This window comes from Roseateles sp. P1_C6, assembly GCF_056406315.1.
Genome location: NZ_JBFUAK010000001.1, coordinates 649,794 through 663,275 on the forward strand (window position 1 = coordinate 649,794; position 13,482 = coordinate 663,275).

At 69.5% G+C, this 13,482-nt stretch carries 15 protein-coding genes; 9 read left to right on the top strand and 6 right to left on the bottom strand.

The features are described from left to right. Window positions 1-116 precede the first annotated feature (116 nt). Window positions 117-539, bottom strand: coding sequence for a PaaI family thioesterase (locus AC1D29_RS02760; protein ID WP_477894353.1), 423 nt, complete (start codon window positions 537-539; stop codon window positions 117-119). 63 nt (window positions 540-602) lie between these two features. Between AC1D29_RS02760 and AC1D29_RS02765 the strand changes: the two genes are divergently transcribed. After that, window positions 603-1,412, top strand: a complete 810-nt coding sequence (locus tag AC1D29_RS02765) for a class I SAM-dependent methyltransferase (protein WP_477894354.1) — start codon at window positions 603-605, stop codon at window positions 1,410-1,412. A gap of 125 nt (window positions 1,413-1,537) precedes the next feature. On the opposite strand, the gene AC1D29_RS02770 is transcribed toward AC1D29_RS02765, so the two are convergent. Both AC1D29_RS02770 and AC1D29_RS02775 read right to left on the bottom strand, forming a co-directional pair. After that, the gene (locus AC1D29_RS02770) at window positions 1,538-3,913 is read right to left on the bottom strand and encodes a UvrD-helicase domain-containing protein (protein ID WP_477894355.1); all 2,376 of its coding nucleotides are present in this window, start codon (window positions 3,911-3,913) and stop codon (window positions 1,538-1,540) included. A gap of 18 nt (window positions 3,914-3,931) precedes the next feature. After that, on the bottom strand, window positions 3,932-4,201 hold the full coding sequence (locus AC1D29_RS02775; RefSeq protein ID WP_477894356.1) for a hypothetical protein: 270 nt from the start codon (window positions 4,199-4,201) through the stop codon (window positions 3,932-3,934). Between the two features lie 87 nt (window positions 4,202-4,288). Between AC1D29_RS02775 and AC1D29_RS02780 the strand changes: the two genes are divergently transcribed. From AC1D29_RS02780 to AC1D29_RS02795, 4 genes are read left to right on the top strand one after another with little or no spacing between them, the layout of a single operon-like run. Continuing rightward, a complete protein-coding gene (locus tag AC1D29_RS02780; protein WP_477894357.1) occupies window positions 4,289-5,221 on the top strand; it encodes a bifunctional helix-turn-helix transcriptional regulator/GNAT family N-acetyltransferase in 933 nt (310 codons plus the stop codon). Beyond that, window positions 5,218-5,610, top strand: a complete 393-nt coding sequence (locus tag AC1D29_RS02785) for a YchJ family protein (protein ID WP_477894358.1) — start codon at window positions 5,218-5,220, stop codon at window positions 5,608-5,610. Before AC1D29_RS02780 ends, AC1D29_RS02785 begins: the two co-directional genes overlap by 4 nt. After that, window positions 5,607-6,296 (top strand): pseudouridine synthase, encoded by a 690-nt coding sequence (locus AC1D29_RS02790; RefSeq protein ID WP_477894359.1) that lies wholly within the window; start codon window positions 5,607-5,609, stop codon window positions 6,294-6,296. Before AC1D29_RS02785 ends, AC1D29_RS02790 begins: the two co-directional genes overlap by 4 nt. Window positions 6,297-6,327: 31 nt before the next feature. Continuing rightward, on the top strand, window positions 6,328-7,326 hold the full coding sequence (locus tag AC1D29_RS02795; RefSeq protein ID WP_477894360.1) for a zinc-dependent alcohol dehydrogenase family protein: 999 nt from the start codon (window positions 6,328-6,330) through the stop codon (window positions 7,324-7,326). A 16-nt stretch (window positions 7,327-7,342) separates the two neighbouring features. On the opposite strand, the gene AC1D29_RS02800 is transcribed toward AC1D29_RS02795, so the two are convergent. Next, complete coding sequence (locus AC1D29_RS02800) at window positions 7,343-9,283, bottom strand: CocE/NonD family hydrolase (protein WP_477894361.1); 1,941 nt, start codon at window positions 9,281-9,283, stop codon at window positions 7,343-7,345. Window positions 9,284-9,381: 98 nt separating this feature from the next. Between AC1D29_RS02800 and AC1D29_RS02805 the strand changes: the two genes are divergently transcribed. Next, window positions 9,382-10,251 carry an ADP-polyphosphate phosphotransferase gene (locus AC1D29_RS02805; protein ID WP_477894362.1) on the top strand — a complete coding sequence of 290 codons (870 nt, stop codon included), beginning with the start codon at window positions 9,382-9,384 and terminating at the stop codon, window positions 10,249-10,251. A 1-nt stretch (window position 10,252) separates the two neighbouring features. On the opposite strand, the gene AC1D29_RS02810 is transcribed toward AC1D29_RS02805, so the two are convergent. Together AC1D29_RS02810 and AC1D29_RS02815 are read right to left on the bottom strand one after the other, a co-directional pair. Then, the gene (locus AC1D29_RS02810; protein ID WP_477894363.1) at window positions 10,253-11,323 is read right to left on the bottom strand and encodes a WD40/YVTN/BNR-like repeat-containing protein; all 1,071 of its coding nucleotides are present in this window, start codon (window positions 11,321-11,323) and stop codon (window positions 10,253-10,255) included. Between the two features lie 3 nt (window positions 11,324-11,326). After that, entirely contained in the window at window positions 11,327-11,596 is a 270-nt protein-coding gene (locus tag AC1D29_RS02815) for a MoaD/ThiS family protein (RefSeq protein WP_477894364.1), read from the bottom strand. An 88-nt stretch (window positions 11,597-11,684) separates the two neighbouring features. Here AC1D29_RS02815 and rarD point away from each other — a divergent pair, with 88 nt between their 5' ends. The 3 genes from rarD (at window position 11,685) to AC1D29_RS02830 (ending at window position 13,337) form a co-directional block, all read left to right on the top strand. After that, window positions 11,685-12,563: an EamA family transporter RarD gene (gene rarD / locus AC1D29_RS02820; RefSeq protein WP_477894365.1), complete on the top strand. Its 879-nt coding sequence runs from the start codon at window positions 11,685-11,687 to the stop codon at window positions 12,561-12,563. A 9-nt stretch (window positions 12,564-12,572) separates the two neighbouring features. Beyond that, complete coding sequence (locus AC1D29_RS02825) at window positions 12,573-12,815, top strand: glutaredoxin domain-containing protein (protein ID WP_477894366.1); 243 nt, start codon at window positions 12,573-12,575, stop codon at window positions 12,813-12,815. Window positions 12,816-12,887: 72 nt separating this feature from the next. Then, window positions 12,888-13,337 (top strand): hypothetical protein, encoded by a 450-nt coding sequence (locus tag AC1D29_RS02830; protein ID WP_477894367.1) that lies wholly within the window; start codon window positions 12,888-12,890, stop codon window positions 13,335-13,337. Window positions 13,338-13,482 lie beyond the last annotated feature (145 nt).

The window sequence follows — 13,482 nt, forward strand, 5'->3', positions numbered from 1 at the left end:
CGCTTGGAAAGAAGGGGGCAAGCGGCGTGCCGTGCGGTCTTCGTCTCGAAGTCCGCAACGGGTCAGTAGCGGCCAATCCTTGCGCGTATCGACCGACGGGCTGCGTCCGAAAGGCCTCAGCGCTCCCGCGGAATCGCGTAGGTGCCCGTCGCGTGCGCCACCGGCTCGTCCTCGCCATCGGAGTAGATCCACACCTCGCCCACCGCGAGCGTCTTGCCCAGCTTCATCAGCCGGCAGCGCGCGACGACGCGCCGATCCGCGCGCGGCTTGCGCAGGAAGTTGATGGCCAGGTTGGTCGTCACCGCCAGCGGCACGATGCCGATGCGCGCCAGGATGGCGATGTACAGCGCCACATCGGCCAGCGTCATCATGACCGGCCCCGACACCGTGCCGCCGGGCCGCAGCTCGGCCTCGCCGACGGGGTGGGCCACGACGACGCTGCCATCCTCGTCGAGCTCCTCCAGCGTGCAGCGGTTCTGCGGAAACTCGGCCTGCAGGAAGGCGGTCAGCGCCGCATGTGTAGGACGGTGTTCAGTCATGGCATTTGCAAGCAATTGCGTGGAAAGCGGCGGCCAGCCTAGCACCGGCTCAGAATCGGGCGCATGAACCTGGCCGACCGGGGCTTCACGGGCTCCATCCCGCAGCTGTACGAGCACTACCTCGTGCCGCTGATCTTCGCGCCCTATGCGCAGGATTTGGCGGCGCGGGCGGCTGCGCTGCGCCCGCAACGGGTGTTGGAGCTGGCGGCTGGCACCGGCGTGCTGACCCGCCATCTGGTGGCCCAGTTGCCCGCCGAGACGGCCATCGTCGCCAGCGACCTGAACGCGACCATGCTGGACATGGCCGCCACGCTGGGCACCGACCGCCCCGTCGAATGGCGGCTGGCCGACGCGCAGGACCTGCCCTTTGCCGACGAGAGCTTCGATCTCGTCGCCTGCCAGTTCGGCGTGATGTTCCTGGACCGTCCGCGCGCCTTTGCCGAGGTCCGCCGCGTGCTGCGGCCTGGCGGCGTGTTCCTGTTCAACGTCTGGGACCACATCGGCAGCAACGAGCTGGCCGACACCGTCACGCAGGCCATGGCCCAGGCCTTCCCGGACGACCCGCCGCGCTTCCTGGCGCGCACGCCGCATGGCTGCCACGACCTGGACGGGCTGCGCGCCGATCTGACCGCGGGCGGCTTCGAGCACCCGGCCGACGCCGTGACGCTGCCCATGCGGGCCTGTGCCGAGTCACCGTCAGGGCCGGCGCTGGGCTATTGCCAGGGCACGCCGCTGCGCAACGAACTCGAGAGCCGCGCGCCGGGCCGGCTGCCCGAGCTGACGGCCCACGCCGCCCAGGCCATCGCGGCACGCTTTGGCGTCGGCGCCATCGACACGCTGATCCAGGCCCACGTCGTCATCGTCGGCCGCTGAGCTCTGGCTGCCTTTTTCGGGCCGAGCGCCGGGCCGCTGAAGGGCTGCGGCACTGCCGCAGCGCGGTCTGCAGGGCCGACCAGACTCGCTCGCTTTCCGCGATGGGAGGCTGGGCGAGGGGCATGTCAATCCGTCGGGGTCAATTTCGCCACCGACAGTGCCAGCCACTTCGTGCCGTGCCGGCCGAAGTTGACCTGCGCGCGAGCATCCGCGCCGCTGCCTTCCAGCGTCAGCAGCACGCCCTCGCCGAACTTGTTGTGGAACACGCCCTTGCCCACGCGCAGGCCGCCGTGCTCGTTCGACACCTTCTGCCGCATGGCCGCCGGCACCGGTGGCTCCACCCAGGCAGCCTTCTCCACACGGCCGGCGCCCACCATGCCCTTCAGGCCCGAGCCCCGGTCCCAGGCCTGCTGGTATTCGCGCGCAAAGCCCGAGCCAAAGCCCTGGTTGCGCGGCGTCAGCCACTTCAACGCGTCTTCCGGCAGCTCGTCGAAGAAGCGGCTCTTGATGTGATAACGCGTCTGTCCGTGCAGCATGCGCGTCTGGCAGAAGCTCAAAGAGAGCTTCTTGCGCGCCCGCGTGATGGCCACGTACATCAGGCGGCGCTCTTCTTCCAGCCCGTCGTGGTCGGACATCGCGTTCTCGTGCGGGAACAAGCCCTCTTCCAGCCCGCTGATGAAGACCGCGTCGAACTCCAGCCCCTTGGCCGAGTGGACGGTCATCAGCTGCACGGCGTCCTGGCCGGCCTGCGCCTGGTTGTCGCCGGCCTCCAGCGACGCATGCGTCAGGAAGGCCACCAGCGGCGACATGATCTCGCCCGTCTCCGCATCGGGCACCGCGCCGGGCGCGCCCGCCTCGGCGACTTCATCGACGGGCAGGCCCACGGCGTTCTTGCCGAAGCCCTCCTGCATGACGAAGGCCTCGGCCGCGTTGATCAGTTCGTCCAGGTTCTCCAGCCGCTCGGCGCCGTCCTTGTCGGTGCGGTAGAAGTCCAGCAGGCCCGAGGTCTCCAGCACCTGCTCGATGATCTCGCGCAGCGTCATGCCCTGTGTCAGGTTGCGCGTGGAGTCGATCAGGTTGGTGAAGGCCAGCAGGTTGGCGCCGCCCTTGCCGGTGATGGCGCCCACGCTCTGGTAGAGGCTGCGGCCAGAGCTCTTTGCGGCGTCCTGCAGGTTCTCCAGTGTCTTGGCGCCGATGCCGCGGGTCGGGAAGTTGACGACGCGCAAAAAGCTGGTGTCGTCGTTGGCGTTCTCCAGCAGCCGCAGATAGGCCAGCGCATGCTTCACCTCGGCGCGCTCGAAGAAGCGCAGCCCGCCGTAGACGCGGTATGGGATGCCCGAGTTGAACAGCGCCGACTCGATGACGCGCGACTGCGCATTGCTGCGGTACAGGATGGCGATCTCCTGCCGGTCCAGGCCGCCGCGGTGCAGGCTCTGGATCTCCTCGATGATCCACTGCGCCTCGGCGAAGTCGCTGGGCGCCTCCTGCACGCGGATGGGCTCGCCCAGGCCCGCGTCGGTGCGCAGCGTCTTGCCCAGGCGCTGGCTGTTGCGGCTGATCAACTCGTTGGCGGCGTCCAGGATGTGGCCGAAGCTGCGGTAGTTCTGCTCCAGCTTGATGACCTTCTTGACGCGGTACTCGCGCTCGAAGTCGGCCATGTTGCCCACGCGCGCGCCGCGGAAGGCGTAGATGCTCTGGTCGTCGTCGCCCACCGCCAGCAGGCTCTGGCCGTTGCCGGCATTGGGCGGTGCAAACATCTTCAGCCACGCGTACTGCAGCTTGTTCGTGTCCTGGAACTCGTCGACGAGGATGTGCCGGAAGCGGCGCTGGTAATGCTCGCGCACGGCCTGGTTGTCGCGCAGCAGCTCGTAGCTGCGCAGCATCAGCTCGGCGAAGTCCACCACGCCTTCGCGCTGGCACTGGTCCTCGTAGTTGGCGTAGATCTCGATGAGCTTCTTCGTCTGCTCGTCGCGAGCCTCGACGTCGCCGGGGCGCTGGCCATCTTCCTTGCAGCCGGCGATGAACCAGCCGACCTGCTTGGGTACAAAGCGTTCTTCATCGAGCTTCATCGCCTTGATGACGCGCTTGACGGCCGAGGTCGTGTCGCTCGCGTCCAGGATCTGGAAGGCCTGCGGCAGGTTGGCCAGCTTCCAGTGCGCGCGCAGGAAGCGGTTGCACAGGCCGTGGAAGGTGCCTATCCACATGCCCCGCACGTTGAACGGCAGCATGGTCGACAGACGCGTCAGCATCTCCTTGGCGGCCTTGTTCGTGAAGGTCACGGCCATGATGCCGCCCGGGCTGACCTGGCCCGTCTGCAGCAGCCAGGCTATGCGGGTGGTCAGCACACGGGTCTTGCCGGAGCCGGCACCGGCCAGGATCAGCGCGGGTGCCGGTTCCGCCGTCACGGCGGCAAGCTGCTCGGGGTTGAGGTTCTTCAGGAGGGGACTGTGCTGAGCAGCGACCGGCTCAGGCGCGTCAAGGCCATCTGGCGAGGGATTCATCGACGCATTTTAAAGAGGCTACCTCCGGCGGGTCTTTCCGGCCCGGCCGGCCTTGGACCATTCATAGGCCTCGCCGTCCGGCGTCCTGCCCGCCTCGACGGCTGCGACGCCCGCCTGGCCGACCCGGTCCTCCAATTCGGTCGAGATGCAGACATGGCGGTGGCCCTGCCTGCGCCGCGCCTCTGCGCAGGCCAGCGCCTGCGTCAACTGCTGGCTGCTGAACGACTCACAGCCCGGTTCGGCCTCGCCGCCCACGGGCACTTCCAGCCAGTACACAACGATGCCCACAACCCACTCCCGTCGATCAGCCAACCTAGAGCGTAGTCGCCGAATAAATGATTGCCAAAAGCAAGCATTTTGCCGATGATCGCACCCATGACTGTCGATCACGCGCTGGACGTCCGCGCCTTCAACCGCTTCTACACGCGCCGCATCGGCGTGCTCTCGCCCAAGCTGTCGGGCAGTGACTTCACGCTGCCCGAGGCGCGCCTGCTGTGGGAGCTGGCGCACCACGCGCCGGTCAGCGCGTCGGCGCTGAGCAAGCGCCTGCAGCTGGATGCCGGCTACCTGAGCCGCCTGCTGCGCGGGCTGAAGAGCCGCGGCCTGTTGGCGGAACAGGCGCACCCCAGCGACGGCCGCCAGACCTTGCTCAAGCTCAGCCCCGCCGGCAAGCGCGCCTTCGCGCCGCTGGACCGCAGCAGCCAGGCCGAGACCGAGGCGTTGCTGGCACCGCTGGCGGCGCCACAGCGCCAGGCACTGGTGGGCGCCATGTCGCGCATCCAGGCGGTGCTGGAGCCCGACGCGGCGGCGGTCGAGCTGCGCCCGCCACAGCCCGGCGACCTGGGCTGGCTGATCGAGCGCCACGGCGCCATCTATGCCGCCGAGTTCGGCCTGGACGCCCGCTTCGAGGCGCTGGTGGCGCGCATCTGCGCCGACTTCGTCGACCGCCTCAAACCCGAGTGCGAGGCCTGCTGGATCGCCGCGCGCGGCGCCGACCGACTGGGCGCCGTCATGCTCGTGCAGGCGCGCGACGACGCCAACGGTCGCGTGCGCGCGGGCGTGGCCCAGTTGCGCCTGCTGCTGCTGGAGCCGCACGCTCGCGGCCTGGGGCTGGGCAAGCGCCTGGTGCGCCAGTGCAGCGAGTTCGCTCGCGCCGCAGGCTACAAGCGCGTCACGCTTTGGACGCAGAGCGCGCTGACCGCCGCGCGGGCCATCTACGCGGCGGAGGGCTATCAGCTCGTCAGCAGCGAGGCCTTGAACAGCTTCGGCCAGGACGTCATCAGCGAGCGCTGGGAGCTGGTGCTGTGACGGCGCCCTGCCCTTGCGGCTCGGGCTCTGCGTACAAGGCCTGCTGCGGCGCGTTGCATGCCGCCTTCACAGCCGAAGAGCGGTTGACCGCGTCAACGCCCGAGGCGCTGATGCGCTCGCGCTACGCCGCCTTCGCGCTGGACCTGCGCCCCTACCTGCTCGCCAGCTGGCATGCCAGCACCCGCCCAGCCAACCTGGAGGCCCCAGAACCCGGCCTGACATGGCTGGGTCTGGCCGTGAAGCGCAGCGCCATGCAGGACACCGACCACGGCACGGTCGAGTTCGTCGCGCGCAGCAAGCTGGGCGGCCGCGCGCACCGGCTGCACGAGGTCAGCCGCTTCGTGCGCGAGGACGGCACCTGGTTCTACGTCGACGGCGACCTGTCTTGACGCTGGCCATCCTCCACCAGGACGAACACCTCGTCGCCATCGACAAGCCGCCCGGCCTGCTGGTGCACCGCACACAGCTCGCCGCCCACGAGGACGAGGCCGCGCTGCAGCGGCTGCGCGACCAGCTGGGCCAACCGGTCTGGCCCGTGCACCGGCTGGACCGCGGCACCTCGGGCGTGCTGCTGTTCGCGCTGTCGGCCGACGTGGCCTCGCTGCTGGGCCCCATGTTCGAGCAGGGGCAGATGCGCAAGAGCTACCTCGCCCTGGTGCGCGGCTGGCCGGTTGAAGACGCCGGCGTGGTCGACCACCCGCTGGCCCGCGACCCCGAGCTGCCGTCCACCGGGCAAGCCCTGCTGGCGGCGCAGACGCGCTGGCGCGTGCTGCGCCGCATCGAATGGCCGCTGGTGACCGACCCGCGCTTCCCGACCACGCGCGTCGCGCTGCTGGAGGCCGAGCCGCTGCAGGGCCGCCGGCACCAGATCCGCCGCCACCTGAAGCACATCGCCCACCCCATCCTGGGCGACGCCACGCATGGCAAGGGCCCGCTGAACCGCGCCGTCGCGGCCCACCTGGGCACGCAGCGGCTGTGGCTGCATGCACGGTCGCTGGCGCTGACTCACCCCGTCAGCGGCGCGGCGCTGCAATTGCTGGCGCCGCCGGATGCGCAATGGCCCGCCGCAGGTTGAGAATCGGCGACCCACAACGCAGGAGACTGGCATGAGCATCCCAGGCATCAAGGCGCAGTACGAACAACGCGGCCCGGTGCCGCACGACGTCATCCATGCCGTGCCCTTCGAGCCAGCCGCGCCCGGTGCCGGCCAGGCGCTGGTGGCCGTGCTGGCCGCGCCGGTCAACCCGTCCGACGTGCTGATGCTGACGGGCGGCTACGGCATCCTGCCGCCGCTGCCGGCCACGGGCGGCAGCGAGGGCGTGGGCCGCATCGTCACGCTGGGCGAAGGCGTCAGCCATCTCAGCGTGGGCCAGACCGTGCTGCTGCCGGCCGGCAGCGGCACCTGGGCCAGCCACCTGGTGGCCGACGCCAAGCGCCTGGTGCCGCTGCCCGCCGGCGCGGACGCGCAGCAACTGGCCATGCTGACCGTCAACCCGGCCACGGCCTCGCTGATGCTATCGGAGTTCGTCACGCTGCAGCCCGGCGACTGGGTCATCCAGAACGTCGCCAACTCCGGCGTGGGCGGCTACCTGACGCAGCTGGCCAAGCTGCGCGGCCTGCGCACCGTCAACATCGTGCGGCGTGAGAGCGCGGCCGCGGCGGTGACCGCCGACGGCGGCGACGTGGTGCTGGTGGACGGCGACGACCTGGCCAAGCGGGTCAAGGACGCGGTCTCGGGCGCGCCCATTCGCCTGGGCATCGATGCGGTGGGCGGCAAGGCCACCAACCGGCTGGCCAGCTGCGTGGCCGAGGGCGGCACGGTCGTGAACTACGGGCTGATGAGTGGCGAGCCCTGCGTGGTGTCGCCGCAGTCCTTCGTCTTCAACGACTTGACGCTGCGCGGCTTCTGGCTGGCCAAGTGGTTCCGCGTCGCGTCACGCGAGGCGCAGCAGGCGCTGTACGGCGAGCTGACCAGGCTGCTCGCCACCGGCCAGCTGAAGGCACGCATCCACGCGACCTACCCGGTGGAGCGCATCCAGGAGGCGATCGCCGCCGCCAACGCCGGCGAGCGCGACGGCAAGATCCTCATCGTGCCCCAGCAGTGATGCTCACGCTGATGGGTCAGCGCGGCGGCGCTGTCAGCACCTTCACCTCCAGGCCCGACGCCTGGCCGGCCCAGCGGTAGAGCTTCTGCGTCGCGGCCTGGAAGTCCTCGGGCCGTGCGCTGCGGATGGGCACGAAGGTCTGCGGGTTGCGGTCGATCAGCGGGAACCAGCTGCTCTGCACCTGCACCATGATGCGGTGGCCGCGGCGGAAGCTGTGGTTCACGTCCTGCAGCTCGACCTTCAGCGCCTCGACCCGGCCGGGCACCATGGCCTCGGGTGCGGTGAAGCCGTTGCGGAAGCGGCCGCGCAGCGGGTCGGCACGCACCAACTGCTGCAGGCCGCCCAGCACGGCCTCCTGCGGTTCGACGTCCTCCGTGCGCTTCTTGCGCTTCGGGCGCTCGTCGGGTTCCAGCTCGCTCGGGTAGACGTCAATGAGCTTGACGACCCAGTCGGCGTCGCTGCCGCTGGTGGACGCGAACAGCCGCGCGGTGATCGGGCCGGCCAGCGTCACGTCCTCCTCCAGCACGTCGCTGCGATAGGTCAGCACGTCGGGCCGCGTGGATGCGAAGCGCTGGTCGCTGACCATGAACTCCTGCGGCACGCCCAGCGTCGCATAGCCGACGAAGGGCACGGGCTTGGCGGGGTCGCTGATCCAGCTGTCGAACTCGGGCTGCGCCGCCGTGGGCGCCGTGAAGCCCAGCTTGCCGCCAGGGCCGAAGTACAGCGTGCGCGATTGCGCCTCCCGTGGCGGCCAGGCGTCGTAGCGGCGCCAGACGTTGGTGCCGGTCTCGAAGACGGTGGCGCGCGCGATGGGCGCCTTGGGCGCCACCTCGCGCAGGTGCTGCTCGAAGAAGGGCAGCAGCACGTCCTTCTGGAACTGCTCGGCCGTGGGCTGGTGGAACTGCACGCGGCCCAGCTGGCGGCCCGGCGCGCCGACCCAGCCGCCGTGCACCCAGGGCCCCATGACGAGGCGGTTGTCGGCCGCGGGGCTGAGCCGGGCGATGGCGCGGTAGGTGGCCAGCGTGCCGGCCAGGTCCTCGGCGTCGAACCAGCCTCCCACCGTCAGCACGGCGGCGCGGATATTCTTCAGGTGCGGCGTGAGGGCCCGCGAGCGCCAGAACTCGTCGTAGCGGTCGTGCGCCAGCTGCACGTCGAAATAGGGGTTGGGGCCGCCCTCCCTGGCCATGCGCGCGGACATCGCATCGAGGTTGGTGAACTGCAGGAAGAACTCGTAGCCGTCCAGCGTGCCCCAGTCGAACAGCGGGCGTTGCTTGGGCGGCGGCGTGGGCCCCTGCTGCGGCTTGAAGCCGGTGTAGAAGCCGAAGTTGCCCGCCAGCATGAAGGCGCCGCCGTGGTAGCTGTCGTCGCCCATGAAGAGGTCGGCGATGGGCGCCTGCGGTGACGCGGCCTTGATGGCCGGATGCGAGTCGATGATGGACGCCGACGTGTAGAAGCCCGGGTAGGAGATGCCCCACAGGCCCACGCGGCCATTGTGGCCGGGCACGCGGTCCAGCAGCCACTGCACGCTGTCGTGGGTGTCCGAGCTTTCGTCGACCTCCGACGCGAGCTTCTTGACCGGCCGGTGCGGCGTCATCTCGATGAACTCGCCCTCGGACAGGTTGCGGCCGCGCACGTCCTGGCAGACAAAGATGTAGCCGGCCTTCAGGAAGTCCTCGCTGGGCGCCAGGCCCTTCAGGCCGTCGCGGTCCACGCCGTAGGGGCCGCAGCCATAGGGCGTGCGCACCATCAACACGGGATATTTCTTGCTCTGGTCCTTGGGCTGGTAGACCACCGTGAACAGCTTCGCGCCATCGCGCACCGGCACGCGGTACTCGTACTTGGTGTAGTGCTCGCGCGGCTCGTAACGCGGCACAGGCGGTGTCTCGTCGTCGGCGGCATGGGCGGCGGCGCCGGCCAGACCAAGCAGCAGCAGGAGGGAGGCGCGAAGCAAGGACATCGGTGTCGCAGTGAGATGAACGAGGGGCGAAGTCTGACACCGGGCGGGCAGGCAACGGCGTTAGGCTGGGGCCTCGTCGTCTGCCGCGAGGTCATGCCATGAAGATCGCCACCGAGGACTACCGGGTCGCGCCCGGCCGCAAGGTCAAGCTCAAGCGCTGGCCCACGGCCGTGGAGCCGCTGTACCGCGACGAGGGCGACTACGAGCACCAGCTGGGCGCCCATGTCGAGCGCCTGAGCGAGCTGCAGAACCTGCTCTACGCGCACAACCGCTATGCGCTGCTGCTGATCTTCCAGGCCATGGACGCGGCCGGCAAGGACGGCGTCATCAAGCATGTGATGTCGGGCGTGAACCCGCAAGGCTGCCAGGTGTTCAGCTTCAAGCACCCGAGCGCCCAGGAGCTGGACCACGACTTCCTGTGGCGTACGACGCAATGCCTGCCCGAGCGCGGGCGCATCGGCATCTTCAACCGCTCCTATTACGAGGAGGTGCTGATCGTGCGCGTGCACCCGGACATCCTGAAGGCGCAGTCACTACCCAAGGAGGCGGCGAAAGCGCCCAAGATCTGGGCCGAGCGCTATGCGTCCATCAACGCGCTGGAGCAGCATCTGCATCACAACGGCACGCGGGTCATCAAGTTCTTCCTGCACCTGTCCAAGGACGAGCAGCGCAAGCGCTTCCTGGCACGGCTGGACGACCCGGCCAAGAACTGGAAGTTCATGAGCAGCGACATCGACGAACGCGAGCACTGGCCGGACTACATGCAGGCCTACGGCGACGCACTGAGCGCCACCAGCAGCAAGCAGGCGCCCTGGTACGTCGTGCCGGCGGACGACAAGCGCAACGCGCGGCTCATCGTGTCACGCGTCATCGTCGAACACCTGAGCGCGCTGAAGATGCACTACCCCGAACCGAGCTTCGACGCCGCGGAGCTGGCGGACATCCGCGCGCGGCTGGACAAGGCCTGATTCAGCCGAACTTGACGGCGTAGATGGGCGGCAGATGGGCTGACACGGTCTGCCAGCTGTCGCCGGCATCGCCACTGGCCCACAGGCTGCCCGTCGTGGAGCCCATGACCAGTTGCTCGCCGCTGTCGTCCACCGCCAGGCCGTGGCGGAAGATCAGGTCGTAGCAGTGCTGCTGCGGCAGGCCGTTGCGCAGCACCTCGAAGCTTTGGCCGCCGTCGCGCGTGCGGGTCACGCACAGCGCGGCATCGACGGGGATGCGGCGCTCGTCCTTGATGGCGGGCACGAACCAGGCCGTCTGCGGGTCGGCCGGGTGCGCGGCGACCGCAAAGCCGAAGCTCGACGGCCGCGACTGCAGCGCCACCCAGGTCGCGCCGTTGTCGCTGCTGCGGAAGATGCCGCAGTGATGCTGGCACCAGAGCACGTCGGGCTCGGCCCGGCAGCGTGCGATCAGGTGCGGGTCCTGCGAGTTCTCGTCGCCCGCCAGCTCGGGAGGCATGTAGTCGGCCCGCATGCCCTGGGCCCGCAAGTCCCAGCTGGCTCCGCCATCCGTCGTGCGCCAGGCGCCGCCGCAGGACACGCCCACCAGCAGCTCGTCGGCTTGCGTCGGGTGCGGGCAGATGGAATGCATCGCCGGCGCCGGGTTGCCGCCCCCCATCCACTGCACGCGGCGCGGGTCCCGCCACAGCGCCTCGCTGAGCTGCCAGGTCCGGCCGCGGTCGCGGCTCGCGAACAGGCCGCCGGGGACGGTGCCGCACCAGATGGCGTCGCCAGCACGCTCCAGCGAGAAGACATGGTCCAGCTTCCACTCCGGGCCCTCCAGCGGATCGGGCTGGGGCGGGAAGGCAGGCGCGGCCACCTCGGTCCAGGTCTTGCCGGCGTCATCGGACGCCTGCAGCTTGGCGCCGAAATGGCCCAGGTTGAGCCCGGCCAGCATGTGGCCGGAGGCGTCGGGCGGCAGCACCATGGTGACCGGGTCGGCCACGAAGCTGAGGTTCTCGATCTGCCAGCTGCCCGCGCGGCGGCGCAGCTCGAACAGGCCTTTGCGGGTCGCGGCCCAGGCGCGGTCATTCATGGTTCAACCTCCGGAGAGTGCTTGCAGGACGTGGATGCGGCTGTCGGAGCGCAACGGGTCGCTCAAGCCGCGCAGGTCGCGCGCACGCCGGCCGTCTATGAAGACGACCACGTTGACGCGCAGATGGCCTTGCTCATCCAGGATGTAACCCCGCAGCCGCGGCTGCTCGGCAAAGGCGGCGTCCAGCGCTTCGCGCAGCGTGGCCGCCTCGCACTGGCAGGACGGCGCATCGACGAAGCGGCGCAGCTGCGGGGTGAATTCGACAAGGGCCATGGAGCGACGACGAATGACGGCGGTTCAATTCGACATCGCCCATCCCTTGAAAATCCCCGGGCTTACCCGCAGAGCCAGAATGCGGGCGATGAATTCAGGTGTGCTCTTCGCCCTCGGCGCCTATCTGAGCTGGGGGTTGTTCCCGCTCTACTTCCGGCAGATCGCCGCCATCCCCGCACTGCAGATCGTCGCCCACCGCACGCTGTGGTCGCTGGCCTTCGTGGCCGTCGTGCTGCTGGTGACGCGCAATCTCGCCTGGCTGAAGCGGGTCGACGCGGCGACCTGGCGGCGCTTTGCGGTGTCGGCCACGCTGATCGCGATCAACTGGCTGACCTATGTCTGGGCCGTCGGCCACGGCCATGTGCTGGACGCAAGCCTGGGATATTTCATCAACCCGCTGGTCAACGTGGCGCTGGGGTTTGCCGTGCTGCACGAGCGCCCGCGGCCGGTGCAGTGGCTGGCCGTGGGCCTGGCCGCCTTCGGCGTGCTGTGGCTGACGGTGGCCGCCGGGCGCCTGCCCTGGGTGGCGCTGGTGCTGGCGGTCAGCTTCGGGCTGTACGGCCTGATGCGCAAGACGGCCGCTCTTGGCGCCATCGAGGGCCTGACGCTGGAAACGCTGATCCTCGCGCCGCTGGCTGCCGCAGGCCTGATCTGGTGGTCCCAGGACGGCAGCATGGCCGGCCAGACGGCGGTGGACTGGGCCTGGCTGATCGGCACCGGGCCGGTCACGGCCGGCAGCCTGCTGCTGTTCGCGGCCGGCGCGCGGCGCATTCCGCTGGCGACGCTGGGTCTGGTGCAATACGTGTCACCGTCGCTGCAGTTCCTGCTCGGCGTGTTCCTGTTCCACGAGCCGATGAGCGCGAGCCGTCTCGTCGCCTTCGGGTTCATCTGGGGCGCGCTGGCCGTCTACAGCGCGGAGGGCCTGTGGCAGACCCGCCGCGCGCTGCAAGTCAAACCGATTTTCTGAACTCGAACCATGCAACTCAACATCGTCGTCTATTCCAAGTCCGCCTGCCCCCAGTGCGACACCGTCAAAAGCCTGCTCAAGGCCAAGGCCCTGGCGTTCGAGGAGATCAAGATCGACGAAGAGGCGCAGCGCCTGGCCTTCTACGAGAAATGCGGCCCCGCCGTCCGGCAGATGCCGCAGGTCTTCATCAATGACCAGCGCGTCGGCGGTGTCGCCGGGCTGCAGGCTGCGTTTGCGCAGCTGAAGCTGTAACAAGGCCGGCGGGCGTCAACCGGCCCCGGCCGCGCGGCGTTGCATCGAATGCTCAACAGCGGGGTAGTCGCCGTGAAAACTCTCGTCCGTACGCTGATCGTTGCCACGTTGGTGGCCGCCACCGGTCTCGCAAGCGCCGGCCCGCGCTATTACGAGCCGCCGCCGCGCCACCATCATCACCATCACGGTGGGGCTGGCTTGGGTGCATTGGTGGTGGGCCTGGCGATCGCGGTACCGCTGATCGCGTTGGCGAATCAGGCCGATCGCGCCGACCGGGCACCCGAGGTGGTCTATGTGCCGCCACCGGCGCCGCTGCCGCCGCCCGCGCCGGTGGTGTACGCACGCAGCCGCGCCGAGCCGGTCATCTACCCGCGCAACGGGCAGAGCAGCGCGCAACTCGAGGCCGACAACCGCGAATGCAACCGCTGGGCGACGACGCAGCAGGCCGCGATGGCCGATGCCAGCGTGTTCAATCGCGCCGTCGAGGCCTGCATGGACGGGCGCGGCTACACGCTGCGTTGAGCCGTCTCCTGTGGGCCGGTGGCCGGCCACGACAGTCGCCGCGGCCGTAGTGCATGTCTTTGGGCCGAGCGCCGGGCCGCTCCCAAGCCGGCCCATCTGGCGATGTGCTTGCGGCTTGATGCCGCAAGCATCGCCGTCCCCTCGG